This window comes from Desulfovibrio faecalis, assembly GCF_053570625.1.
This window is the reverse complement of record NZ_JBRBQR010000001.1, coordinates 1,192,275-1,216,188: the sequence shown is the minus strand read 5'-3', so window position 1 is coordinate 1,216,188 and position 23,914 is coordinate 1,192,275. Positions and strand designations below refer to the sequence as shown.

Annotated in this window: 21 protein-coding genes; 13 read left to right on the top strand and 8 right to left on the bottom strand. The window is 58.4% G+C overall.

Annotated features, from left to right (window positions below):
- Positions 1 to 234: 234 nt before the first annotated feature.
- Positions 235 to 2,784 (bottom strand): tetratricopeptide repeat protein, encoded by a 2,550-nt coding sequence (locus ACUZ79_RS05385; protein ID WP_449250926.1) that lies wholly within the window; start codon positions 2,782 to 2,784, stop codon positions 235 to 237.
- Positions 2,785 to 3,119: 335 nt separating this feature from the next.
- On the opposite strand from ACUZ79_RS05385, the gene ACUZ79_RS05380 reads away from it, so the two are divergent.
- From ACUZ79_RS05380 to ACUZ79_RS05365, 4 genes are all read left to right on the top strand, one after another.
- Positions 3,120 to 3,746 (top strand): MBL fold metallo-hydrolase, encoded by a 627-nt coding sequence (locus tag ACUZ79_RS05380; RefSeq protein WP_449250925.1) that lies wholly within the window; start codon positions 3,120 to 3,122, stop codon positions 3,744 to 3,746.
- Positions 3,743 to 4,429, top strand: coding sequence for a flavodoxin family protein (locus tag ACUZ79_RS05375; RefSeq protein WP_240823948.1), 687 nt, complete (start codon positions 3,743 to 3,745; stop codon positions 4,427 to 4,429). Before ACUZ79_RS05380 ends, ACUZ79_RS05375 begins: the two co-directional genes overlap by 4 nt.
- A 97-nt stretch (positions 4,430 to 4,526) precedes the next feature.
- A complete protein-coding gene (locus tag ACUZ79_RS05370) occupies positions 4,527 to 5,294 on the top strand; it encodes a ComF family protein (RefSeq protein ID WP_449250924.1) in 768 nt (255 codons plus the stop codon).
- A gap of 250 nt (positions 5,295 to 5,544) precedes the next feature.
- Entirely contained in the window at positions 5,545 to 6,564 is a 1,020-nt protein-coding gene (locus ACUZ79_RS05365) for a DUF4198 domain-containing protein (protein ID WP_449250923.1), read from the top strand.
- An 861-nt stretch (positions 6,565 to 7,425) separates the two neighbouring features.
- Here ACUZ79_RS05365 and ACUZ79_RS05360 read toward each other — a convergent pair.
- Entirely contained in the window at positions 7,426 to 8,787 is a 1,362-nt protein-coding gene (locus ACUZ79_RS05360; protein ID WP_449250922.1) for a sigma-54-dependent transcriptional regulator, read from the bottom strand.
- Positions 8,788 to 8,859: 72 nt separating this feature from the next.
- On the bottom strand, positions 8,860 to 10,851 hold the full coding sequence (locus ACUZ79_RS05355; protein ID WP_449250921.1) for a two-component system sensor histidine kinase NtrB: 1,992 nt from the start codon (positions 10,849 to 10,851) through the stop codon (positions 8,860 to 8,862).
- Between the two features lie 234 nt (positions 10,852 to 11,085).
- On the opposite strand from ACUZ79_RS05355, the gene ACUZ79_RS05350 reads away from it, so the two are divergent.
- The 3 genes from ACUZ79_RS05350 (at position 11,086) to ACUZ79_RS05340 (ending at position 12,273) form a co-directional block, all read left to right on the top strand.
- A complete protein-coding gene (locus ACUZ79_RS05350) occupies positions 11,086 to 11,376 on the top strand; it encodes an SHOCT domain-containing protein (RefSeq protein ID WP_240823943.1) in 291 nt (96 codons plus the stop codon).
- A gap of 41 nt (positions 11,377 to 11,417) precedes the next feature.
- Positions 11,418 to 11,591 carry a hypothetical protein gene (locus tag ACUZ79_RS05345; protein WP_449250920.1) on the top strand — a complete coding sequence of 58 codons (174 nt, stop codon included), beginning with the start codon at positions 11,418 to 11,420 and terminating at the stop codon, positions 11,589 to 11,591.
- 73 nt (positions 11,592 to 11,664) lie between these two features.
- Entirely contained in the window at positions 11,665 to 12,273 is a 609-nt protein-coding gene (locus tag ACUZ79_RS05340; protein WP_449250919.1) for a periplasmic heavy metal sensor, read from the top strand.
- Positions 12,274 to 12,495: 222 nt separating this feature from the next.
- Here the strand turns inward: ACUZ79_RS05340 and ACUZ79_RS05335 are convergent, their stop codons facing one another.
- Positions 12,496 to 13,008 (bottom strand): hypothetical protein, encoded by a 513-nt coding sequence (locus tag ACUZ79_RS05335; protein WP_240823940.1) that lies wholly within the window; start codon positions 13,006 to 13,008, stop codon positions 12,496 to 12,498.
- Between the two features lie 298 nt (positions 13,009 to 13,306).
- Between ACUZ79_RS05335 and ACUZ79_RS05330 the strand changes: the two genes are divergently transcribed.
- The 4 genes from ACUZ79_RS05330 to ACUZ79_RS05315 all read left to right on the top strand — a co-directional run bounded on the left by ACUZ79_RS05330 (position 13,307) and on the right by ACUZ79_RS05315 (position 16,692).
- Positions 13,307 to 13,759, top strand: coding sequence for a universal stress protein (locus ACUZ79_RS05330; protein WP_240823939.1), 453 nt, complete (start codon positions 13,307 to 13,309; stop codon positions 13,757 to 13,759).
- Positions 13,760 to 13,967: 208 nt separating this feature from the next.
- A complete protein-coding gene (gene hisC, locus ACUZ79_RS05325) occupies positions 13,968 to 15,101 on the top strand; it encodes a histidinol-phosphate transaminase (protein WP_449250918.1) in 1,134 nt (377 codons plus the stop codon).
- Positions 15,098 to 15,793 (top strand): (d)CMP kinase, encoded by a 696-nt coding sequence (gene cmk / locus ACUZ79_RS05320; RefSeq protein WP_291445707.1) that lies wholly within the window; start codon positions 15,098 to 15,100, stop codon positions 15,791 to 15,793. The genes hisC and cmk overlap by 4 nt, the downstream gene beginning before the upstream one ends.
- A gap of 335 nt (positions 15,794 to 16,128) precedes the next feature.
- Positions 16,129 to 16,692, top strand: a complete 564-nt coding sequence (locus ACUZ79_RS05315; RefSeq protein ID WP_240823936.1) for a tetratricopeptide repeat protein — start codon at positions 16,129 to 16,131, stop codon at positions 16,690 to 16,692.
- A 236-nt stretch (positions 16,693 to 16,928) separates the two neighbouring features.
- On the opposite strand, the gene ACUZ79_RS05310 is transcribed toward ACUZ79_RS05315, so the two are convergent.
- On the bottom strand, positions 16,929 to 17,768 hold the full coding sequence (locus ACUZ79_RS05310) for a hypothetical protein (protein WP_449250917.1): 840 nt from the start codon (positions 17,766 to 17,768) through the stop codon (positions 16,929 to 16,931).
- Positions 17,769 to 17,984: 216 nt separating this feature from the next.
- Between ACUZ79_RS05310 and ACUZ79_RS05305 the strand changes: the two genes are divergently transcribed.
- Positions 17,985 to 18,332: a DMT family protein gene (locus ACUZ79_RS05305; RefSeq protein WP_022658003.1), complete on the top strand. Its 348-nt coding sequence runs from the start codon at positions 17,985 to 17,987 to the stop codon at positions 18,330 to 18,332.
- A 5-nt stretch (positions 18,333 to 18,337) separates the two neighbouring features.
- The gene (locus tag ACUZ79_RS05300) at positions 18,338 to 19,120 is read left to right on the top strand and encodes a sulfite exporter TauE/SafE family protein (protein ID WP_240823934.1); all 783 of its coding nucleotides are present in this window, start codon (positions 18,338 to 18,340) and stop codon (positions 19,118 to 19,120) included.
- 83 nt (positions 19,121 to 19,203) lie between these two features.
- Here ACUZ79_RS05300 and ACUZ79_RS05295 read toward each other — a convergent pair whose 3' ends face one another.
- The 3 genes from ACUZ79_RS05295 to ACUZ79_RS05285 form a co-directional block, all read right to left on the bottom strand.
- Positions 19,204 to 21,294 (bottom strand): methyl-accepting chemotaxis protein, encoded by a 2,091-nt coding sequence (locus ACUZ79_RS05295; RefSeq protein WP_449250916.1) that lies wholly within the window; start codon positions 21,292 to 21,294, stop codon positions 19,204 to 19,206.
- Between the two features lie 351 nt (positions 21,295 to 21,645).
- A complete protein-coding gene (locus ACUZ79_RS05290) occupies positions 21,646 to 22,290 on the bottom strand; it encodes a DNA-3-methyladenine glycosylase family protein (RefSeq protein WP_449250915.1) in 645 nt (214 codons plus the stop codon).
- 185 nt (positions 22,291 to 22,475) lie between these two features.
- Positions 22,476 to 23,861, bottom strand: coding sequence for a PFL family protein (locus tag ACUZ79_RS05285; RefSeq protein ID WP_192112466.1), 1,386 nt, complete (start codon positions 23,859 to 23,861; stop codon positions 22,476 to 22,478).
- Between the last annotated feature and the right edge of the window lie 53 nt (positions 23,862 to 23,914).

The window sequence follows — 23,914 nt, the reverse complement described above, 5'->3', positions numbered from 1 at the left end:
TTTGCCCAAATGACACAACAGCAAGGCCCTCTGGCGACAGGGGGCCTTGCTTGCGTTTGGGGCACTGGGCTTCGGGCATGAAAAAACCGCCCACGGGGGCGGTTCAATAATCTATGAAGCAGGCTCTGCCGGACAGGCGCGACCCGCCAGAAGACTGCATGCAACTATCTGAAACAAAAAATATAGAGTGCTGGTTCCCCGCAGCACATCCCGCTGCAACCCGCCTCTGCAAAGCTAGGAAAGCACGGCCTTGGCTTCGGCCACGCGGGCTTCTTCTTCCCGCCCAAGTTTGCGCAGGGCTCGGGCAAGAGTTTCCCATGCTTCGGGCTTGTCGTGCAGGCCGGCGCTTTTGCGGGCCAGCAGTTCCGCCATGGCCGGGTCTTCATTGCTGTCCAGATAGATATTCGCCAGCAGCAGCATGGAGGCCGCATCCTGCGGATTGCGCACCAGCGCCTCGTGCAGCAGTTCGCGGGCCTCGCCGCCCTTGCGCTGGCGCACAGCCACACGCGCAAGGTGCCTGCGGGCAAGGCTGGGCGCGCCGGGGCGCGCATCCTCGAGGGCGGCGGCTATTTCGTAAAAACGCCGGGCCTCTGCCCTTCTGCCGCCCTGTTCGCACAGTTGCCCAAGACGGATGTGAGCAAACTGGTGCTCTGGCGAAACCTTGACGCACTGCCGATAATATCTGGCGGCGGCGCGCTTTTCTCCAAGCCCCTGGCAGACCGTGCCCAGATTGTAGTAAATCTGTTCGGCAAGGGCCTTATCCGGCCCGTGCCGCAGGGCTTCCATAAAATGCCGCAGAGCTTCATGCTGCCGCCCAAGGGCCGCCATGCACACGCCAAGGGAATTCCAGGCCATGGCATTGGCCTCGTCAGCCAGCAACGCAAGCTTGTATTCTTCCACTGCGCCAAAAACATCGCCGAGACTGTAACGCCTGTCTGCGCTGATATTGAGCGCAAGCGAATTGCACACCCCCACCTTGGGGTCTGGCAGCAGCAGGGCGTACTCCAGAGCTTTCAGGGCGCAGTCGGGCATTTCTCCTCTGCGGAACTGAAGGAAGGGATAGCCCGCAAGGCCCACAGAAGCCGAAATGTCACGGCTGTTCAGTTTGCCGCACACGCCCTCGTACAGTGACACAAGGGCTTGTGCTTCCACATCCGGATGGAAAAATATCAGGCTGTTGCTGCCGTAGCGTCCAGCCATCGGCTGCGGCAGGGTCTGCGCTTTGCCAAGGGCATCGCGCCACAGGCTGAGGGCGGTTTCAATAATACCCTGCCGATTTGCAGCATCGTGCATGCCGTCCAGCGGAACGGCATCCGAGTGTGCGGCATCGCCCACATCAGAATTGCCCGGTTCCAGACGCAGCAGGCAAAGCGTAAAGCGGTTGCGCCGCTCCGCCTCCACGGCAAAACGGTTCAAAAAATCACCGTGACCGCACAAACCGCCAGCACATTCTGCTGGCGGTGGTACGGCAGACGCGGAAGCACCACATGCAGCAGCGGCATGTTTGCCATCTTCGGCGGATTCTGCCCTCTGGTTCAGCTCCTGTGCCGCCACCGCCGCATCCGGAATGGCAGGGCGCGCGCCGGAAAAGTCCTGTTCGTCCAGATCCGGGCTCAGAACGGGCGTTTCACCCAGCAAGGTGAGCCTGTCCCCCACCTCGGGGCGGCAGGTAACGTCAATCAGATGCAGGGCCTCGGCAACGGAATCCGTATCCCGTGTATGCAGCACCACCAGTTCGCCCTTGTAATGGGGCGAACCGCTTTCCGCCTGTCCCCACAGGGCAAAGCGCATGCCCTCGCGAGCCTTGGCCTGACGCCCAAGGCTCAGCCGCACACGGCCCAGCGGCAGTGATTCCAGCACCATACCGCCTTCTTGCAGTATGCGCGCAAAGGGCATGATGCGACTTTCCACAGCCTGCGCGCCGTCGGCCTCCTGCCCGGCCACATCAGCGGCAAGGCGGGCGCGGTCCATGCACAGGCGGGCCTGATCGTGCATTTCAAGGTGCATTTCTGTACCACGCATATCTTGCGGGTACAGAGCATGCCCGGCGCACAGACGCGGGCGTACGGGCTTTTTCAGCAGCGGATAGGGCATGCGTACCGCTTCCATGCGGGTCAGGGCTGCGCGGGCCAGCTTGTGACAGGCTCCTCTCCCGCTGGCGGGAAAGAGCAAGGCAATCTCCCAGCGGCCCACGCGCGCTGCCAGAACATCCGATGGCAGGGCCTCGCGGCAGGCGTCTGCCAGAGCCTTGAGATATTTTTCTGCAAAAGCATGCCCGCCGCGCCGCACCACAGAATCCCCGTTGGCAAGGCGCAGCAGCACAATCCCCATGCACAGCCAGTGCAGAGGTGCTGGGCCGCTTTCTTCCGCGCCCGGCTCTTCCAGATAGGCCCGCAAACGCTCTGCGGCATTTTCCATATGCGCAAACAGGGCCTCTTCTGTGGCAAGCCCGGTAACGGAATCCGTGCGCATGGCCTTGGCTCTGGCAAGATTTTCCAGGCACAGGGCCGTTATGGCAGGCAGAAATGGCAAAAGTGGCCGGGCCTCGCGCGCCTTGACGCCGTGCAGCATGGCAACGCCAAGCAGATGGTCGTCGCGCCGCAAGGGCAACAACAACCTCCGCTCCCGCGACAGCAGCTGCGGATCTTCGGGCGCGCGGCTGGTGGGAAAATACAGGGCGTGCCCTGAAAAGGACAGGAATGAAGACAATTGTTCACACAACAGGCCTTCCATTTCCATGAGGTCTTCACGCGCGAGTTCGAGCTGCGGGCAGTTTTTTTGCATCTCTAAATTGTAGTGTGGCAAAGGCCGCTTGTCTAGAAAATTTCAAGACTGGGGGTCCCGTCTGCCTGCGCAGCAACGAAAGCCCTTGCCATTCCAGTTCCATATCCGAAGCTGCCCGCCGAGCCCAAGCCATGCCTGCAACTTGATTTTGCCCCATTGTGCGGCTAATTTTAAAGGAATTGAACGACGTGGCGGGCAAAATTTTTCCGCTACCGCCTTGTTATCGTGCCAGGCGCTTGCCTGTGAACACCATCCAAGATAGTGTATCCAAAGTCGGTAATTTAGCGCGCAGCAAAATATTGCGCGCCTGATATCGACAAGCCAAAGGAACTTTTATGCCAGTTGCCACGTTTCCCCTCGGCCCTTTGCAGACCAACAGCTACCTTATCCACAGCGGCACTCAGGCAGTTGCGGTGGACGTGGGCGGCGATCCGGAACCCATGCTGGAGTATCTTGCTACGCACGGTCTGAAACTGGCTGCCATCTGCATCACCCATCGGCACTTTGACCACGTTTACGGTGTGGCGGATTTGCAGAAGGCCACGGGAGCGCCTGTTTACATCAGCGCCGATGATGACTGTCTGGAGGGGACGGAATCCGCACAGGGCGGCCTGTGGGGCTTTCCCACTGTGACGCCTTATGAGTCTCAGCCCATAGCTCTAGGCAAGACCTCATTCGGCAGTATGGAATGCGAAGTGTTTGCCACCCCTGGGCACACCCCGGGCGGCGTTTCGCTGTTTTTCCCTACTGAACAGCTTGTTTTTACGGGCGACGCGCTCTTTTACCGCTCCATTGGCCGCACGGACTTTCCAGGCGGCGACCACAACGGCCTGCTCCGCTCGGTGACGGAAGTGCTTTTTAAACTGCCGGAAGACACCGTTGTGTACCCTGGGCACGGGCCCTCCACCACCATTGGCGATGAAAAAAAGAGCAACCCTTTTTGCGGTGAATTTCAGCTATGAACAACGTGCTTGTGCTCCAGTGCAGTCCTCATGTGGGAGGCGTTTCTGATTCGGTGGCGACCCTTTTTACAAAGGGTATGGCCGAAGCCGGAATTGAAACGCGCACTGTAGCCTTGCGCGATTACTCATTTTCGCCCTGTACAGGCTGCGGCGGCTGCTCCAGGCCGCCGCACAAATGCGTACTGGCCAACCGCCCCCTGCCCGGCCAGAATGATGCCTGCGCCCAGATGGATCAGGCCGAGGAAGTTTTCCAGATGATCAACGAAGCACATCTGGTCATGATTTCTTCTCCCATTTATTTCTATTTTCTTCCCGCGCACTTCAAGGCGCTTATCGACAGAACCCAGCGGTTCTGGATGCTGCAGGGCGGCGAAGACCGCGTTCCCCTGCCGCTTTCCCGCGCAAAGCCCGTGCTTGTGGCCATGACCGCAGGGCGGCGGCGCGGCAATCTGCTGTTTTCAGGTTCTCTGCTTTCCCTCAAATACTTTCTGTCCCCCCTTGGGGCCGCCGTTCGGGAAACCCGACTGCTTCGCGGACTTGAATCAATCAAGGATCTGCACGAACGCCCCGCAGTAATGGCCGCCCTGCATGCCTGGGGGCACGACTGGGGCCACAGGCTCGCCACAGAAAATGCCAGCTACGAGCTGACCCCGCCCCTGCCCGATGCTGCGGACAAACCATAGACCGCGCCTTTTGTACCCCTTTCCTCACCCCATGGCGCATAACCATCAGCCGCACGCACCTGCACGTCGCGGCTGGCTGGGTTCTGTCCTGGACCGCATGCAAAACGCACTGGGGCTGAACCAAGACCGCTGTTTGCACTGTCTGCGTCCCTTTTCCCCTGCGTTTGCGGCCCATCCCAGTGCCGCGCCAGCGCCGGAATCCCTCCTTTGCCCTCAATGCAGCGACCTGCTCGCCCCTTACGCCGGGCCCAGATGCCCGCGTTGCGGAATTCCTCCTTCTGATCCGCAGGCTGGCAACAGCATCTGCGGCGCATGCCTTCAAAATCCCCCGCCGTGGAGCGGCGCGGCTTTCTACGGCATCTATCAGGGGGCCCTGCGGCACACCCTGCTGCGACTCAAATTTGACGGGCATCTGTACCTTGCCCCCCTGCTGGGAAATTTTCTGCTTGAATCCGTGAACTGCCTGCCCCGGCCGGATGTCATTGTGGCAGTACCACAACATCCCGCCCATCTGCGCCGCCGGGGGTACAATCAGGCCCACGAACTGGCGCGGGCACTGCAGGGCCTGTCAGGCCTGCCTGTGTCGTCAAGGCTGCTTTCCCGCCCTGTGCCCGGTCAGGAGCAGGCGCACCTGGGGGCAAAAGACCGGCGCAGCAATGTGTGCCACAGCTTTGCCGCCTCCTCCGAAGTCAAGGGGCTGCATGTGTGGATTGTGGATGACGTTATGACCACTGGCAGCACCATGAACGCAGCGGCCAGGGCCCTGCTCGCAGGTGGAGCCGCGCGGGTGGATGCAGTCTTTGCGGCCAGAACGCCGCTCAACACTGCCTCCGAAATTTCGGAGATGCCAAGCTATTCGGGATAAGTGTGTACACAGCACATGACAAGCCCATGCTCTTGGGCTATACACAGGTCACATACACTAGCGCCCGCCCTCTACGTGCGGAAACAGAGCCGATCCCTCTGCATTTCGCAGGCTTGGGCGCACAGGAGATTTCATGCCCAGCGCACACCGTTCCTGTCATCTGGGGTTATTTGAATATAAAAGTGCAGTTGTCGCCGCGTGTTGGGCTATTTTGTCCTTCCTTTTTTTTGCGCCATCCGCGCAGGCCCAGGTGACGCTGCTGGTGCCCAGCCAGCCCAGTATTGAAGCACCTGCCCCCCGACCAAAGCAGGACGCCCCCGCCAAGCGCGAGGATAAAAAAGACGAAAAACGCCAGCAGGACGCCAAAACGGCATCCGGCAAGGCAGAACAACCCGCTGATGCCGCCGGCAAGCAGCCGGAACAGGCCCCCGCTACGCCCACTGCCGAAGGCAAGTCGGCTTCCGAAGCCAAACCAGCGCCCAATGGCGAGGCCGCCCCGGCAGACTCCCCGGCCAAGCAGGAGCAGGCCGCTGCCCCTGCACAAGCGCCCGCTGAGCCGCAGATAGATGAAGAAGTAGACGTGCTTATCACCATGATGCGCCCCTTCCAGTACGAAGGGTTGGTCATGGACATGCCGCAAATGTTTGCGGTGCTGCGTTACGACAGCACCACACCTGTAAAAGACGGTGTGGCGCTGCCCGAACGGCGCGATCTGCTGGGCGACATGGAAGAAATCCGCTACCTGAACCAGAAAGCATGGGGGGCCAACGTCGCCCTGGCCAAACCAGGACTCTACCAGTTCATCATTGAGGGTCGTCCCTGGTGGGATGCTGCGCACGGACGCTTCTTACAGCATTACGTCAAAACAACACTGCCTGTGTATGGCGTTGAGCGCGGCTGGAACCTGCCCGTGGGCCAGCGTTTTGAAATCGTACCGCTTTCCCGGCCTTTTGGCCTTACTGCGCCTGCCATGTTTTCCGGCGTGGTGCTCATGGACGGCAAACCCCTTGCCGCCGCTTCTGTACGCATGGCGCGCATAAATACCGAAAAACGCCCCGTGCCGACTTCATGGCATGAGGATATCGCTGCCCGCACCAACAACAAGGGGGAATTCTCCTTTGTATTAAACCAGCCCGGTTGGTGGTGCTGTATGGCAAGCATTCCCGGCGATCCCCTCAAGGGGCCTGACGGACAGCCCAAGCCTCTGCAACTGGGGACGCTGTTCTGGTTGTATGTGGACAGTCTTTCCAGCGAGACGCGGAAGCGTTAGCTTGCTGAAAATTGAGAGTCCCCGGTTACGGTGAAGCGTGACCGGGGACTTTTGCGTTTATGCCTGCGCGGCGCGCGGCAAGGCGGGACTGCATGGAGATAATTCTTTTTACTGCCCTGCGGGCACTGGATTCCGCCCTCCGGCTGAGTTTGGGACGCCTGCGCGGCGCGCGATTTCGCCTCCCCGGCGTGGGGCAAAGGGGGCCTGTTAGGGGCTGCGCCCCTCCTTGGCCCCCTCTGCACTCCCCCCGGAACACCCCCTAAAGTTTTCAAATACCTTTGCGTGGCGAGGGCGACGCGTCTTTGCTGCGGGAGCTTCCCTCACTCTCTGCGCTCGCTCAGGTGATCTCCCTCCGCGCCGCGTAAATGCCAGAGTACGCTTCCGCTTCGATCAATAATATGTTTCAGTTAACTACCATTGATATTATTGCTGGCTCAGGGGATGCCTTTATACCCTTTCAGCTTCTTCGAAACATTTGACATCACGGACTTGAAGAAAACCAAATCGCAACACCAATATGGCCAACAGGTTCACTTCACAAACGGCGTTGCCAATTACCATTCAGCATGACCAGACGGATAAATTACGAGTCAAAAAAATCTGCTCACCATCAAAAGCTGGTCGTGAAGTCGCCTTCCTTATACTCGCCGGAGCAAAGCGCAGGCGATGGCTGGTGTTGAGTGAATTTGCAAAATACGCTTTTTGCGGACTGAAAAGGAAGCGCCGGGATTTTGAGCGCAGCGTACTCAAGTACGTGAGCATCAAAATCCCGGCGCTGACGCATTCAGGGTGCAAAAGTCGGGTTTGCGTAAATGCGCTCGACAGGCTCACCCCGCCGCCCAACTCGTCACCGTTGCGGCGCTACTTTCCGTCCCCAAGCTTTGACAGCAACGTCTTGCGATTAATCCCCAAACGCCGCGCAGCCTCGCTCTTGTTGCCGCCAACCTGCGCCAAGGTATCCATAACCGCCATGCGCTCAATCTCCTCAAGCGTCATATTGGCAAAATCCAGCCGCGACGCCGCCGAAACCTCCGCCTCCTGCCCGCCAATGGTGGGCGGCAGCTCGCGCTCACTGATATACTCGCCCACCAGCAGCACCACAGCCCGCTCCACGGCATTTTCCAGCTCGCGCACATTGCCGGGCCAGTTGTGCTTCAGCAGGCGATCCATGGCCCCAGGCGTAAATCCCTTGACGGTCTTGCCATTGCGCTCGGCAAAAAGTTTCATAAAATGCATGGCAAGCAGAGGAATATCCTCACCGCGCTCGCGCAAAGGCGGCAACTGCAAGGCCACCACGTTAAGCCGGTAATACAGATCCTGACGAAAACGCCCTTCTTCCACCTCGCGCGCCAGGTCCTTGTTGGTGGCCGCCAGAATGCGCACATCCACGCGCACGGTCTGATCGCCGCCCACGCGCTGCAACTCGCGTTCCTGAATGACGCGCAGCAGCTTTACCTGCATGGAAAGCGGAATTTCGCCAATCTCGTCCAGAAAGATCGTGCCTTTGTCCGCTGCCAGAAACCGCCCCTCGCGGCGTTTTTCCGCCCCGGTGAACGCGCCTTTTTCGTGGCCGAAAAGCTCCGATTCAAGCAAGGTTTCCGTCAGGGCCGCGCAGTTCACGGCCACATAAGGGCCAGAGCGGCGATTGCTGTTGGCGTGGATAAGCTTGGCCACAACTTCCTTGCCGGTGCCGGATTCGCCAGTCACAAGCACTGTAGCCTCCGAGGGCGCAATGGCCGAAACAAGATCCAGCACCTGCCGCATGGCCTGGCTCTGCCCTATGACGTTGCGGGCGTCCAGACCTGCCGCCAGTTCGTGGCGCAGAGTCCGCACCTCATGCCGAAGGCTGGCATGATCCAGCGCACGCTCAAGGGCAAGCTTGAGAGCGTCAAAGGCCAGGGGTTTGGTGAGATAGTCGTAAGCCCCGGCCTTAAGCGCTTCCACGGCGCTGGAGACGTCCGAGTAGGCCGTCATGATCAAAATGGGAATGGCGGGATTGTATGCCTTGACGGCTCGCGTGGCTTCTATGCCGCTCATGCCCCCCATGCGCACGTCCATGAGAATGAGGTCAAAAGGGCGCTCACGGCACAATTCCAGGGCTTCCTCGCCGCTGGAGGCCCCGGTGGGCGCGTAGCCCCACTCTTCAAGCAGGGCGCGCAGCATTTCGCGGTGATTGTGGTCGTCATCCACCACCAGCAGTTGCATGGCGGGATTTGCAGTCATAACACTATCCTTGAACTGATCGGTGTGCGGTTTCGTCTGTGCCACTGGCAGAACGCAACGGTGCGGAATGGCCTAACCCTTGCCGTTTACAGGCAGTGTGAGCGTAAATTCCGCCCCATGCCCCGGCGCGTTGCCAACGCTGACGCGCCCGCCGTGCCCCTCCGCAATCTGATAGACAATGGCAAGCCCGAGGCCGGTTCCCGACGATTTTGTGGTAAAATAGGGCGTAAAAATGGAAGCCTGAATCTCTGCCGGAATGCCCGGCCCCGTGTCGGCCACAGTGATGCTGAACATGCCCTCGGGCAGCGCGCGCGTATTCACGCGCAGGGTACCGCCGTGATCCATGGCCTGAACTGCGTTGAGAAAAAGATTCAGCAGGGCCTGGGTGAGTCGCTCCGTGCTGATGCGCACCAGCGGAAAACCCTGCTCCATTTCAAAGGCCACGGTAATGTTCTTGGCCTTAAGGTCAGCCTCGGCAAGCCGCAGCGCCCGCCCGATAACTTCGCCAAGATCAGCCTGTACTGTTTCAAACGAACCTGGACGCGCAAATTCAAGCAATTCGGAAACCACGCGGTCCAGTCGCTCCACTTCGTCAATCATGCGTTGGGCGGCTTCTTCCTCGCGCCCGCCCAGGGGCATACGCTTGGCGATATACAGGGCCACGCCCTTGATGGTGCTCAGGGGATTGCGAATTTCATGCGCCACACCAGCAGCCAGATGCCCAAGGGCCGCCAGCCGGTCATTGCGCTGGGCGTCAGCCTGAAGGCGTTTCATTTCGGTAATGTCGCGCAACACAAATACGTTGCCCAAAAAAGCGCCGTCCTCGTTGCGCATGGCCGCGCCGCCAAGGCTGATGGTCAACGGCTTGATTCCCGGCACGGCGAGCGTTGTTTCCTGCTCCAAAATGCGCGCCCCTCCAGCCAACCTGGTCGCCAGGGCTTCCCACTCCAGACCGGGCAAACTGCGCAGCCGCCGTGCCCGTGCATATCTGCCGGGCTTGTCTGCACCACCCTGAGAAGCCTCCGTGCCAGAAGGAAATATTTCTGCGCGCTGCTTGCCGAACATGGACAGAGCCGTGTCGTTGATCATGGCAATACGCCCGTTCGGATCACTGATCACAAGCCCGAGGGGGAGGTTTGCCACAACTTCTGCGGCCATGACTTGCTGATCGCGCACAATACGCCGCCAGCGACGGTTGTTGTGCATCCAGAACAGGGACACAAAACCAGCCAACCCCAATGCGGCCGCAAGCGCGGCAGAGAGCAGGTTGTTGCGCGCGTCCTGCGCCAGAGCATCCTCAAAGGGGCGCGCGTCAAAGCCCACCAGAGCCACGCCCACCACCTGCCGGGGGGCCTCAGGACCGGGACGACCACCAAACCCTCCTCGTGCGGGAGGGGGAGGAGGCGGATTGTCAAACACATCATTGGGGTCAGGCCCGTCAATATCAGGGGAACGCCCCAGCATGCGGCCCATCATGCCCATGCCGTGGGAGCCGTGCCCGCCGCCCATATGCTGTTGCCCACCCATGTGCTGTTGCCCATGTGAACGACTCAGGGGCGCAAATACTCGAAAAACCTCAAAAACTTCTTTTCCATCCACATTGCGCACCCGCCACATGGGCCGGTCTGAAACATCTGCAAGGGGGGGGATATCCTGAGGCTGCACCATCATGGGAGTGGGAGAAAATTCCGGAGCGGCGTCATCCGGCACGCCGGGAATCGGCGAGCTGTCGCCGCTCTGGGCAAGTATGGCCCCGCTCACATCGGTAACAGCCATATAGAGAATGCCGGGTTGGCGGGCCGTTTCGCTGAGCAGCGGGCGCAGGCCAAGCACTGTGCCGGGACTGAGGCGCAGGCCCGTACGGGTTCCGGCTTCAAGCGCCCAGATGAGCGCCTCGGCCCTGTCCGTAAGGTTGTGCACCATAAAGGCCCGCTCGCGCTGGTTGCTGCGCACGGAAAGCCCCACCAGTGTCAGGCCGAGAATAAGGGCCGCCCCAAGCAGCATCCAGGGTGAAAGGCCCATGCGCGACAAGCGCTGGGAGAGAGATGGGCGAAAACGGATCATGAGTGTTTCCTCAACGGCGCAGTATCATAAGTATGTATTTTTTACTCACCCCGCAAGCCCCCCGGTAAAAATTGGATAGCTGGCCAGCCAACTGAGTAAAAAATGGACAACATCAATCCAGACAGAGAACGCTGGGGACTTATCAATTCAATTTAATACAATAAATTTATATAGTTACAATGTTCCACTCATCTTGGCACGGCCTTTGCCTATACAGCATCAAACGGCGCTGAAATGCGCAGCACCAATCAGAAGACAAATAACAAACTGACGGCGCAACGTCACATTGAGGATACGGATATGTATGGCTGCGATATAGGAAGCGTAATGGGATGGGGAAATGGCATGACGCACCTCATATTCATGATACTGATTATTTCCCTTGCGGTCGCTTTTATCAGCAGAATATTCCCGTCGCAGAGAAGAAACATGGATTATACAGATTCCATGGCGATTCTTAAAAGGCGGTTGGCCTCTGGAGAAATCACTCTTGAGGAATACGAAAAACTGAAAAAAAGCATCTGAACGGCCTTGCCCTCTGCAGGCCGAACTAAAGGAGCATATTCATGAACTCTATCAAACTTACTCTGATTTTTGCTTCTCTGGCCCTGGTGCTGGCCTTTGCGGTAAACGCCTCTGCCACCAGCACGGAGGGTACCCAGGTCAGTTCCTCCTGGTGCGGCAACGGTCAATCCGGCTCGCACGGCCCCCACGGCCACGGGCATGGCTACGGGCGATAAGCTTTCCGTCAGCCTGCGCAAATAATCACCTAACCAACACGCAACTACCATCAAAACAAAAGGAAATACTACAATGAAGACCTCCAAGATCGTTACCAGCGGCGCGGCCCTTACCCTTGCCATCTTCCTCGGCCTTTCGGGCGTTGCCTCCGCCCGGAACGGCGACGGACAGGGCCCCGCAGGCATGGGCCCCGGCACAGGCATGGGCATGGGCCCCGGCATGGGTTACGGCATGGGCCCTGGCATGGGATTGTCCAGCGAGCAGATGGAAACCATGCAGCAGATTCACCAGAGCTTTGTTGAAAAAACACAGCCCACCATGCAACAGCATTTTTCCAAGATGGCTGAACTGAACAACCTTGCCGCCGCTGGCGCCAAGCCCGACGACGCCCGCGTCAAAGCCGCCCAGAAGGATCTGCGCGAAATCGACGCTAAGCTTTACAGCGCCAAGGCCGAAATGCTCAAGCAGATGTCTGACAAGGGCATTCCCTTCATGGCTGGCCACGGCATGGGCCGGGGCATGGGACACCGCATGGGCGGGCACGGCATGGGGCATGGCATGGGGCATGGCATGATGGGTAACGGCATGATGAACCCCGGCAACTGCCCCGGCATGGCTGGCATGGGCGCGACTGGCGCCACAGACAACGCCGTGCAGTCCGGCGCTACCGGCAACAAGTAACCTCGCAGCAGCACAACGCGCAGCCCGTTTAAGGGCAACGCGCCTCCATAAAGCAAGCCTCCGGAACCGCATGATTCCGGAGGCTTGAGCATTTACACAGCACCATATGCCACACTGACCGCCATGCGCAAAAAAACCGCCCGCTCCTGGGAGCAGACGGCTGATCACAAACAAAAACCGCCGTGAAACCCTGATTTCACGGCGGTTTTTCTGTCCGGACAACTATGCGGTATAGTCGCCCCTGTTGAACTTGATTTTTTCTGTCGTTGTCATCACGTCAAGCTCGTTAACCAGAGAATCAAGCCCAGCATTTTGGCCGCGTACAGAGGCCGTGCTGTTCTTGAGGGCGGAAACCTGCCCGTCTATCCCCTGCAACAGGGAATAGGCTTCGCGCAAGGAACCATTCTGGCCCGAAGAGCCCAGGGCGTTAACGTACGAATCCCACATGTCCAGTGTGCCGGAAGCCTGCGAAAAGGCGCTCTGGATAACGTCTTCGTCCACATCTACCGATTCTGATTGGGTGGAGCCAAGCAGCATCTGACTGATCATGGATGCCTGCGAAGCCTGCCCCGCCGCCGCTGTGGGAAACGCAGAAGATGCAACGGCATTTTCAAGGCCCATCTGTTCGCTCAATGCCGCCTCAAAGCCACCCTGCGTTGTCTGCGCTCGGGTTGTGCCCGGGGTCTGGCTCTGCTGGCGTAACAGCGCCTCAAGTTGATCGTTGGTAACTTTCATGTCGCCTCCAGGGTTGGCGTACTGCCGTTGCAGAAAAAATGCAAAAATCCTGCCACAAAGGCTCACTTCCATAACAGGCTGATTTTTCACAGGCTGACAGAAGCTACGGGGAAAAAATTTCCCTGCCCCTTGGCGGCGTTAGGCGAAATGTCTTGTCTATTGTGCCGAAAAAAACTACCATTTATTACAGATGAAGGCAAAGGATAAAGGCTGCGATCCCAAACCAACCCCCTCTTGGTCGGCCATATTCAGCCAGCCCGTTAATCAATCTGCCTACCTGGGGGAACAGGAGTTTGCCATGAAGAATATCAAGAAGATTCTTTGCGCGGTAGACCTTTCCGAACACAGCAAGGAAGTTGCCGAATACGCGGTGCTTCTTGCCAAGGGGCTCAATGCGAGCGTGCTCGTTGTATACACCGCCCCCTCGCTGAGCCAGTATGTGGGCTTTCATGTACCGCCCAACACCATTGAAAATTTTGTCGGCGAAATCGTGACCGGCGCTGAAAAGTCCATGGAATCGTTTGTGGCCGAAAATTTCGTGGGTGTTGAAGCCAAGGGGCAGGTGCTCATCGGCTATGCCGCCGAAGAAATCCTCAACCGCGCCCGTGAAGAAAAGGCCGACCTTATCGTTATGGGCACCCATGGCCGCAAGGGCATTGACCGCATTCTTTTCGGCTCTGTGGCGGAAAAGGTGGTCAAGAACGCAGACATGCCCGTACTGACCGTGCGCCCCACGGAAGCAGGCGAATAACAGGCATATCTGGCCCTTCCTGCATGCACGCAGTAGCGCCAGCACGAGAGCCATAAAGAAAGACACGCTTTCCATTTTTTTCAGCCAGCAAGCTGTCGCATTGCGATGGTTTGCTGGCTGAAACGTACTGACAAACGCCGCAAAACGCCTTGCGCCCCATGCGCAGCCATGAATCTTCGCCCCTGCGGGCGATACCGGTGGAGTAACCATGTCCGAGATCAGTGTGCGCCAGGAAATTATGGCCCTCAAGGCCTATGTTCCCGGCCTTTCCATTGCCGAAATCCAGGATAAGTACAACCTGCCCCAGGTTATCAAGATGGCCAGCAACGAAAACCCGCTGGGCATGCCCCCTCTGGCCCGAGAGGCTGTGGAACGCCACGCGGCCGGGGCCTTTCGGTATCCGCAGGGCGGCAATCCGCGACTGGCAAAGGCGCTGGGCCAGCGCCACGGCGTTGACGAACACCGCGTGGTTGTTGGCAACGGTTCGGACGAAATCATTGACCTGCTTATCCGCATTCTGGCGATCCCCGGCGCGCACAACATTGTGTGTTTCAACCCCTGTTTCAGCATTTACCCCATTCAGGGGCGTATTTGCGGCGTAGAGATCCGACGGCAACCCCTTGAGGAAGATTTTTCCTTCAACTTTGCCGCCCTGCTTGAACTGGTGGACGCCAACACGCGCATTGTTTTTGTGACCACGCCCGACAATCCCTCGGGCTTTTGCCCCCCACGCGCTGCCGTGGAGGCACTTGCGCGCGATCTGGCGCAGAAGGCCCCCGACTGTCTGCTGGTGGTGGACGAAGCTTACGTGGACTTTGCCGAAGATGAAAAAGGCGCATCCATGCTGGCAAGCGGCATCATGCCCCATAACACGGCCTTCATGCGTACGTTTTCCAAAAGCTTCGGGCTTGCGGGCATGCGCGTGGGCTACGGTATTTTGCCTGACCATCTGGCGGACTTTGTCTGGCGCGCGCGCCTGCCCTTCTCTGTCAACATTCTGGCAGAAGAAGCGGCTCTGGCGGCTCTGGCTGATGACACCTTTTACAACGCCACCCAGGATGCCGTGCGCAGAGGCCGCAAGGAGCTGTTTACGGGCCTAACCGCTCTGGGTTGCAAGGTGTGGCCGAGCGAAGCGAACTTTTTGATGTTCGGCATGCCCGAGGGCGCGCCCAATGCTGCCGAATGCTTTGAGACCCTGCTCGCGCGCGGCATCATCATCCGCCCGCTCAAGAGCTACGGTTTGCCGGATCTGCTGCGTGTCAGCATTGGCAACCAGCAGGAAAACCTCGCCTTCCTTTCCGCCATGGCAGATATTATTGCCCATAAAGGGGAAAAGGCATGAGTGCGCGGCTTCCTGTGGTGACGCTTGACGGCCCGGCAGGTGTTGGCAAAACCACGCTGGCCCGGCGTGTGGCCGAAGGGCTTGGCCTTTCCTACCTTGATACCGGGGCCATGTTCCGCTGCATGGCGCTCAAGCTGGGTGCCGGGGCGGAAACATTGCCGGAAGAAGAACTGCGCACCCGCTGCGCGGAGTGGACGTTCACCCTTTCGGGTCTTGGGCAGCAGTCCACCCTGTTTTGCAACGGTGTTGCCGTTCGGGGCGAGGTACGCACCGAGGCCGTGGGCATGCTGGCGGCCCGCATAGCCACCGTGCCCGTGGTGCGCGAAATTCTGCGCGCCACCCAGCGCGCCATTGGCGAACAGTACCCGCTAGTGGCCGAAGGGCGCGACATGGGAACAGTGGTTTTTCCCGATGCGCGCTTCAAGTTTTTTCTGGATGCAGCGCCCGAGGTACGCGCCATGCGCCGCCTGCACGACCTTGAATCCAGCGGGCAAAAGGCGGATCTCGCCACCCTGACCGAACAGATCCGCCAGCGCGACGCCCTAGACCGCAACCGCGCCGTGGCCCCCCTGCGCCCCGCGCAGGATTCGCTGATTGTGGACACGTCCCATCTTGATATTGAGGGGGTGCTCGGCGTCATCCTGCACCACATCAACGTACATGGCGGTACTCAGAGCCTTCGCTCCGCCTGACGCCCACAGTAATCCGCACACCAATTCGCACCCTTAAAGGCCGAACCGTTTATGGTTCGGCCTTCTTTTGTTTCCCCTTGGCTGCCCGCAAGACACAGCGGCAAGAATTGCCCAACCAGGAAAATCCTGCCTGCGCAGCGCCCCCGAGCGCCAAGGCTTTGGCGCTTTAAGGGCTGCAAAGCCGCCACCCTGGCGCATATTTTGCTCAAAAGGCAAATCACCACACTGTATTTATTGCACTCTTTTACCATTGGCACGTTCAGTGCATATAAAAAAGCAAGTCAGTGGCGCATAAAGCGCCCGACCACAAACCAGCCTCAGTTGGGGAGGATACCATGAGCAATCAACTGGATTACGAAATCAATAAGGAATTGGGCGAGTGCTACCTTTTCATGGGTGACTTTGACAAGGCCGAGGAATACTACCGCAAGGCCGCAGGCAGCAACTCCCAGAGCGCGGCCCCCTTCCTGGGACTGGCCACCGTGGCCGTGCAGCGCTCTGACCTGGACAAGGCTCTGGTTCTGTACCAGAAGGCAGCTTCTGTGGAAGAAACCGACAAGGCCCTGTGCGGCATTGGCCTTGTGTACATGGAAAAGGGCGACCACCAGCAGGCCTTTGACTACTTTGCAGCAGCCCTGAAGAAATCCAGGGAAAACATTGTGGCCCTCAACTGCCTGGTGCGCGAATCTTATCAGCTTGGCTGCGTTGAAAACGCGCTGCCCTACCTGGAAGACACCTTGCGCTCCGGCGTGGAAGCCGAGGCCGTTCGCGTCACTCTGGCTGGCTGCATGATCTACCTTGGCCGCGCCGAAGAAGCCCGGCAACACCTTGAAGCGGTGTTGGGCGCCAACCCCACCAACATCAATGCCAAGGAACTTTTCGACACCATGGCTGCCTAGCCAGCCTGTACATACTCCCCTCCCCACATGATTTTCCGGCCCCTGGCGGGTGTCGGGGGCCGGAAAATCATTCCCTGAGGGAAGCCACGCGCCGCTGCCGCTATTGATCCGTTCTCCGGATCGGGCACGGCGGCACGGAGCGCCGGAAAAACCCCTGATGTACGTCAGGGGTTTTTGTGTTTGGGCGGCTCATTCCGCCCGCAAGTGGCTATATGGGCAGCGGGCGTTGCCGCTGTTCAGAGCTTGGCTCGTATTTCGTCGTAGCTTTCCCGCAGCTTCATAACCTGCGGATCACCGAGAACCTGTGCCCCGTCGCGCGCCACAGCGCACATGAACAGCAGGGCCTCCTCCGCATCAGACATGCTGTTGCAAACAATATCGTAGTATTCCGTCTTGTTGGCGGGATCGATCTTTCTGGCGCTCTCAGCCGCCTGTCGAAAAGTCTTGATGAACACCTCGCAGCGTTCATGCCGAAACACTCTGCGGCCAAAAACCTGCAACAGGGGAGTTTCCGCATGCACGCCCGCAAGCACGCCTTCCACCTCACGCACAAGAGCAGCCCCGGCATCGGCGCTACGGGCGTTTAAGACGGTTACATCGTTCAAACATTCACGCACCACCATCCGCACGTCCGCTATGCTGAAACGGTGCTCGCGCGATTTTTTAAATTCGTCCATAAGCAGCAGAAACATGCGCTCCCGGTGATAGAGCTGTGCAGCCTTTTTCTGCTTTTGCAGCTCCTTGCGCTGCTCGCGCATTTCATCGTTCTGCATTTTTATGGAAACAATGATGCCCGCAAACGCAAGCCCTGAAAACAGTGTGTTAAGCACCCCAAAGGAATCACCAAAGGTGCCGGACTTACTGAAATCTTCCACTGACAAGTATAGACACAGGGCTGATGCGGCCCAGATAACTATCACAAGCAAGGCCGCTTTCCAGAACAGTGCCCACGTCACCCTGTCGGGAGAAGCCTCCACTGTTGCGTGGGTGTGCGGCCCACCAGAAGCGGATGACATACCCGTATTCAAGAAGCTTCCGTTTTCGGCATCCTTAGCGCGCGGAGAGCGTGCCGTCATACAGTGTTCCTCCATTACTTGCGCGGCGCAAAATCTGCCGCTCAAGCACCATAGCCTTTCAGCGTTGCCCCGGCAAACAAGGCGCGCGGCAATGCCCCGGAGGCCCTTTGCAGGCTGTTGACGCGCCATGTTGCAGCAGATATGAGATTTGGCGCCCTGTTCAACTTCTTCCGGCCTGCCAGGCTTTTGTTCTTGCGACCGTCCAATGGATTTCCCATGCAGATACCAATTCCCGTCAGCACCGTGGGCCTGCTGTTTTGTTCCAATCTGTTCATGACGTTTGCCTGGTATGGGCACCTGCGCTACAGAAGCACCGCCCTGCCGCTGGTTATCATTACAAGCTGGGCCATCGCCTTTTTTGAATATGTTTTGCAAGTGCCCGCCAACAGGATAGGCTACGGCTATTTTTCGGCGGCTGAACTGAAAACCATTCAGGAAGTCATCTCCCTGACTGTTTTCATGGGCTTTTCCGCTTTCTGGCTGCACGAGCCCTTGCGCTGGAACCACCTTGTGGGTTTTGCGCTCATTGTACTGGCAGCGTGGATTATCTTTAAGGAGTGGTAGGCAACGTGTTGGATTTCAGTCTGGTTACATACGCCGTTGGCATAGCCGCAGCATTCGGCGGTGGATTTATTGACTCTATCGCTGGCGGCGGCGGGCTTATCACCATGCCCGCCTTGCTGCTTTCCGGCGTACCGCCGCATCAGTCCCTGGGCGTCAACAAGGTCAGCGCCTGTCTTGGCACCACGGTTGCGCTTGGCAACTTTGCCCGCAGCAACTTGGTATTGTGGCGTGTAGCCCTGGCGGGCATTATTTTCTCACTGGTTGGTTCGTGGGCCGGGTCACGCCTTGCCCTGCTGCTGGACGCCGCAGTTCTTGGCAAGGTGCTGGTGGCCTTGTTGCCCATAGGCATGTGCGCAACCCTGCTGCCCAAGAAAGAACACAAACAGAAGCCCCTGCCGCACTCCGGCCCCCGCTTCTGGATTCCCGTAGCCTTTGTATGCCTTCTTATTGGCGGCTATGACGGATTTTTCGGCCCCGGCACCGGGAGCTTTCTTATCCTCGCTTTTCACTGGATTCTGCGCATGGGTCTGATGGAAGCCTCCGCCACCTCCAAGGTGCTCAACCTTGCCTCAAACTTTGCCGGAGCCGTTGTTTTCATCGTCAACGGCGTGGTGGTGTGGAGCCTGGCCCTGCCAATGGCCGCAGCCTGCTGCCTCGGCAACTGGATGGGAAGCCGCTTGGCCATTCGCGTGGGGCCTGCGGCTGTACGCCGCTTTTTGACCATTTCGCTCAGCCTCCTGCTGCTGACCCTGGTGTGGCAGTATTTTCTGGCTCCGAGCATGCACTGATAAACCAACGGCCCTACAGTTCAACGTAAACAGCCCCGGAATGCGATATTCCGGGGCTGCTTGCCATTGAGAGAAGTGCAGAACTAGCCGCGCTTCATCTCGCTGATAAGTTCACTCATGCGCTCGGCCTGCCGGGCAAGCTCGCTCACGGCCCGGGAAGCTTCGCCCATGGCCTGCGCCGTCTGGCTGGACATTTCGTTGACGCTGACAATGGACTGGTTGATCTCGTCGCTGGTGGCGGACTGCTGCTCGCTGGCCGTGGCAATGGCGCTCACCTGATCTGCCGATTCCTCGACCTTGGTTACAATTCCCTGCAAGGCTTCGCCGGACTGCTTTGCAAGCTCGGCGGCCTTTTCCACCTCTGCCAGAGCCTTGTCCATGGCGGCAACGCTCTGCCCTGCGCTGCCCTGAATGGCAGAAATGGCATTGCCCACGTCATTGGTGGAGGCCATGGTTTTTTCTGCCAGCTTGCGCACTTCATCAGCCACCACGGCAAAACCGCGCCCGGCTTCGCCCGCGCGTGCGGCCTCAATGGCGGCATTGAGCGCCAGCAGGTTGGTCTGGTCGGCGATGTCCGAAATCACGTTCATGATCTGGGTAATTGCCTGGGCATGCTGGTTCAGCGTGGTCATGTCGCCCTTGAGCGCCAGCGAAACCTTGTGCACCTGACCGATGCTCTGCAAGGCGTTTTCCACAATATTCGCCCCGCTTTCAGCATTGGCACGCGTTTCCGCAGACACAGCCGAGGCTGCGGACGCATTGCGAGCCACTTCCTGCACGGTGGCGTTCATTTCATTCATGGCAGTGGCGGCCTCGGCCAGACGCTGGGCAGATTCCACGGCGCTCCTGTCCGACTGCTCGATCTGTGCAGAAAGCTCTGTGGAAGCGGCAGAAATAACGCTCACCACTTCTTCCAGTTGCCCTGCTGCCGTCAGCATGCCCTCGCGCTTGGCGCTCTCGGCCTGACGTGCAGCTTCTTCGGCTCTGGCTGTGGCTTTTTCCGCCTCTTCCGTAGCGTGCTGCGCAGCCTGGGTTTTGTGTTCACTTTCGCCCAAAAGGTGTCTGATACTTTGCACCATGCGCCGCATGCCCGCCGCAAGTGTGCTGAATTCGTCTCCACGCTTTTCAGCGGCATCAAAAAGGGCACGTTCCTTGTCGTTGGTTTCAAGGCGACCACCGGCAACGGCTTCGGCCACGCCTGAAATACCGCCCACCATACGCACAATGCCCCGGGCCGAGAAAAAGATCATGGTTCCGACTATCAGCGCGCAGGCCAGAGTCAGCAGGCTTGCGTTGGTCAGCAGGTCGCTGATGGGCTTGAAGATTTCGCCACGGTCAAATTCCACGCACAAAATCCAGCCTTCGTGCAGCAGCGGCTTGTAGTACAGCCCTTTTTCACCCTTGCCATTGTCAAAGAGGGTGCGCCCTTCCTTTTGCTGCAACAGGGCCGCCACATGGGGCACCTTGCTGTCATTGCGCCCGAGAACAGCCCCATCCGGATTCAGAACCATACGCCCCTGAAGGTCGTAGGCATAGACCATGCCCTTCTGGCCGATCTTGATTTTATCAGTGGTATTTTTTCCCAGAATTTTATTGTCGATTGCCGCTGCCAGCACGGCCATGTTTTTGCCGTCCAGCTTGAGCGGCTTGGCAAGCACCGTGTACACCTCGCCAGTGGTGGCATCTACCATGCCGACAACACTGGGCTGGCCATTCTTGCTCTTTACAAAGTATTCCCTGTCAGAAAAATTGGCGCCGACGAACTTGTTCTTCCCCTGCTGCTTATCAACGCGGTACCCAAGCACGGTGCCGTCCATGGCAATGATTGCGGCGGAAGAAACCATGTCGTTATTGGCCACAAAAGAATCAAGAGCCTGGTCTGCCCGCGTAAACAGGGACCCCTCAAAGGCATCCGATTTGTTGCGGGAGTAGGCTTCCACCTGATCCTTGATGCGCTGGTTCTCGGTCATGGTTTGCAGGCCCTGTTCTATCCCGGAAAACACAGCGTCAAGCCCGATGCTCTGGCACTCAAGTAATGCGCTCATATCTGTGGCAATCTGCTCTCGCAGGATTTCTTCTGACATCTTGTAGCAAACCCCTGCCACAAGCATCAGCCCCACTATTGCCGGAGTGAGGATGGAAATTCCCATTTTCGCAAGTAATCCGAGTTTCATCACTACCCCTTTTGCATTGTGTCTATGCACTGAATGACCGAAAGGCTAATTACCATGTGAAAAATCAAACTACCCCTGAAATCCCGTATGACAGGTCTATTCTTGTGTGCTTATCGGACAAAACGCGACTTCCAATATATCAATTATACTTATTTTCACAAGAAATCACTACGAACGTAATAGGAATTTTTACGGTGTCGTTTCGCGCTGATAGCTACCAATCTCATTATGAGGAAGAAGTCATAAATATCTGACTTTAGATATTCACAACTATTTGTGATAAGCTCAATATGACGGAGCAACACTAGGCTGCGGTGAGTTCCTACTGCGTGAAAAATGGGATCGGCGTTCTCAGCGCCTTGAAGCCGCCGGATCAGAGAGATCAGGCAAAGCCCCGCCCGCTATGGCCCACAGATACAGGCTTGCCGCCGAACCAAAAGGGCTGTAGCGGCGACGATAGATTTCAAAGCGGTCGCGGCGGACTTCCCGGTGTCGGTGCAGCATGCGCAGGCCCCGCAGGATGGCAAGGTCGCCAAAACTGAGCACATCAGGCCGCTGGAGTGAAAACAGCATAAGCATTTCGGCTGTCCACACGCCAACCCCGTCCAGCGCGCACAGGGTGGCGCAGAGGCTGGCATCTTCCATGAGCCTCAGGGCCTCCACATCCAGTTCTCCCAGCAGCACCTTGCGCGCGGCTGCCTTCATATAGCCAACCTTGCGGAAGGATAGCCCCACTCCCTGCAACGTGGTCGTCTCTGCGCCGTCAATGGTTTCAGGCGTCACCTCGCCAAGGGCACGCACAAGCCGCGCCCACACGGTCTGCTGCGCCTTGGTGGCAATCTGCTGCCCGACTATGGAATGCATGAGCGCGTCAAACAGGTCGGGCCGCACCTCCCGCTGTATGGGGCCGATGCGTTCCATTGCAGCGGCCAGACGTTTGTCTTTGCGCGAAAGGAAGTCGATTTCTTTTTGGCCGTAGATAAAATATTGAGGCATTATTACGTCCTGGGCAAGGTTTCTGCATCTGAACATACAGCAAGTCATCGTATTGGCGCAAATAAAAAAGTTCACTGGATGATTATATTGCGCCGATCGACCATAAAAAAACGGCGCGGAATCTCAAAGATTCCACGCCGTAAAGGAACTATGCCCGCTTTTAAAACAGCTAACGCTTAACCAGCCTAATTTTTGAGGCTGTGAATCGGCGCAGGAATGCGCCCACCAAGGCCAATAAAATCTGTGGCGTCACCCTTGGGCACGGGTATAATGGCAGCCTTGCCGAGCAGACCGCCAAAAGACACTTCTTCGCCAACTCCCTTGCCGGGCACGGGAATAAGGCGCACTGCCGTGGTCTTGGTGTTGATAACGCCAATGGCCATTTCATCGGCAATGATGCCGGAAATGGTCGAAGCGGCCGTATCACCGGGGATGGCGATCATGTCCAGCCCCACAGAGCACACGCTGGTCATGGCTTCCAGCTTTTCAAGGCTGAGCAGACCGGAGGTGGCCGCAGCCTCGATGCTGGAATCTTCCGACACAGGGATAAACGCGCCGGACAGACCGCCCACGGACGAAGAAGCGAACGCGCCGCCCTTTTTCACCGCATCATTGAGCATGGCCAGCACGGCAGTGGTGCCGGGCGCGCCGATGCTCGAAAGGCCCATGCTCTGAAAAATTTCGCCTACAGAGTCGCCCACCGCAGGCGTAGGAGCCAAGGAAAGGTCGGCCACGCCAAAGGGCAGGCCCAGACGGGTGGCAACTTCGGTACCGATCATTTCGCCCACGCGTGTCACCTTGTAGGCCGTGCGCTTGATGACTTCGGCCATATCCAGCAGGGTAAGGCGGCCGCCCTTGCCGTTGTGTCCGGCTTCGCGGGCGCGATCCAGGGCTTTTTTGACCACGCCGGGGCCGGAAACGCCCACGTTGATGACAACGTCAGGCTCGCCCACGCCAAGGTAAGCGCCAGCCATGAAAGGAACATCCTGCGGAATATTGGCAAAAACCACCAGCTTGGCGCAGCCGATGCCGCCGCGCTCGGCGGTGGCTTCGGCCACCTTGAGGATCTGCTGACCCATAAGGGCCACAGCATCCATATTAATGCCGCTGCGCGACGAAGCCACGTTGATGGATGAGCAGATGCGGTCGGTTTCGGCCAGGGCCTGGGGCAGCGCTTCAATCAGGGCGCGGTCGCCCTTGGCAAAGCCCTTTTCCACCAGAGCAGAGAAACCGCCCAGAAAATCAACGCCGGCTTCCTTGGCGGCCTCGTCAAGTGCCTTGCACACGCGCACCATGCCATCAGGGCCAAAGGGCGCGCCCACCACAGCAATGGGGCTCACGCTGATGCGTTTGTTCACCACGGGGATGCCGTATTTGTCGCCCACTTCGTTGCACACGCTCACGAGCTGGGAGGCGTAGCGGCGCAACTTGGCCTTAACGTTGGCGGTAAAAAGATCAAGGTCATGGCTGACGCAGTCAAACAGGCTCACGCCAAGGGTGACTGTGCGCACGTCAAGATGCTCGTTGCGGAGCATGTTCAGGGTGCTTATAACTTCGCGTTCTGAAAGCATGGAGGTCTTCCTGTATGTTCGGGCTGTCGGCCTGCCCTATGGCGGCCCCGCCC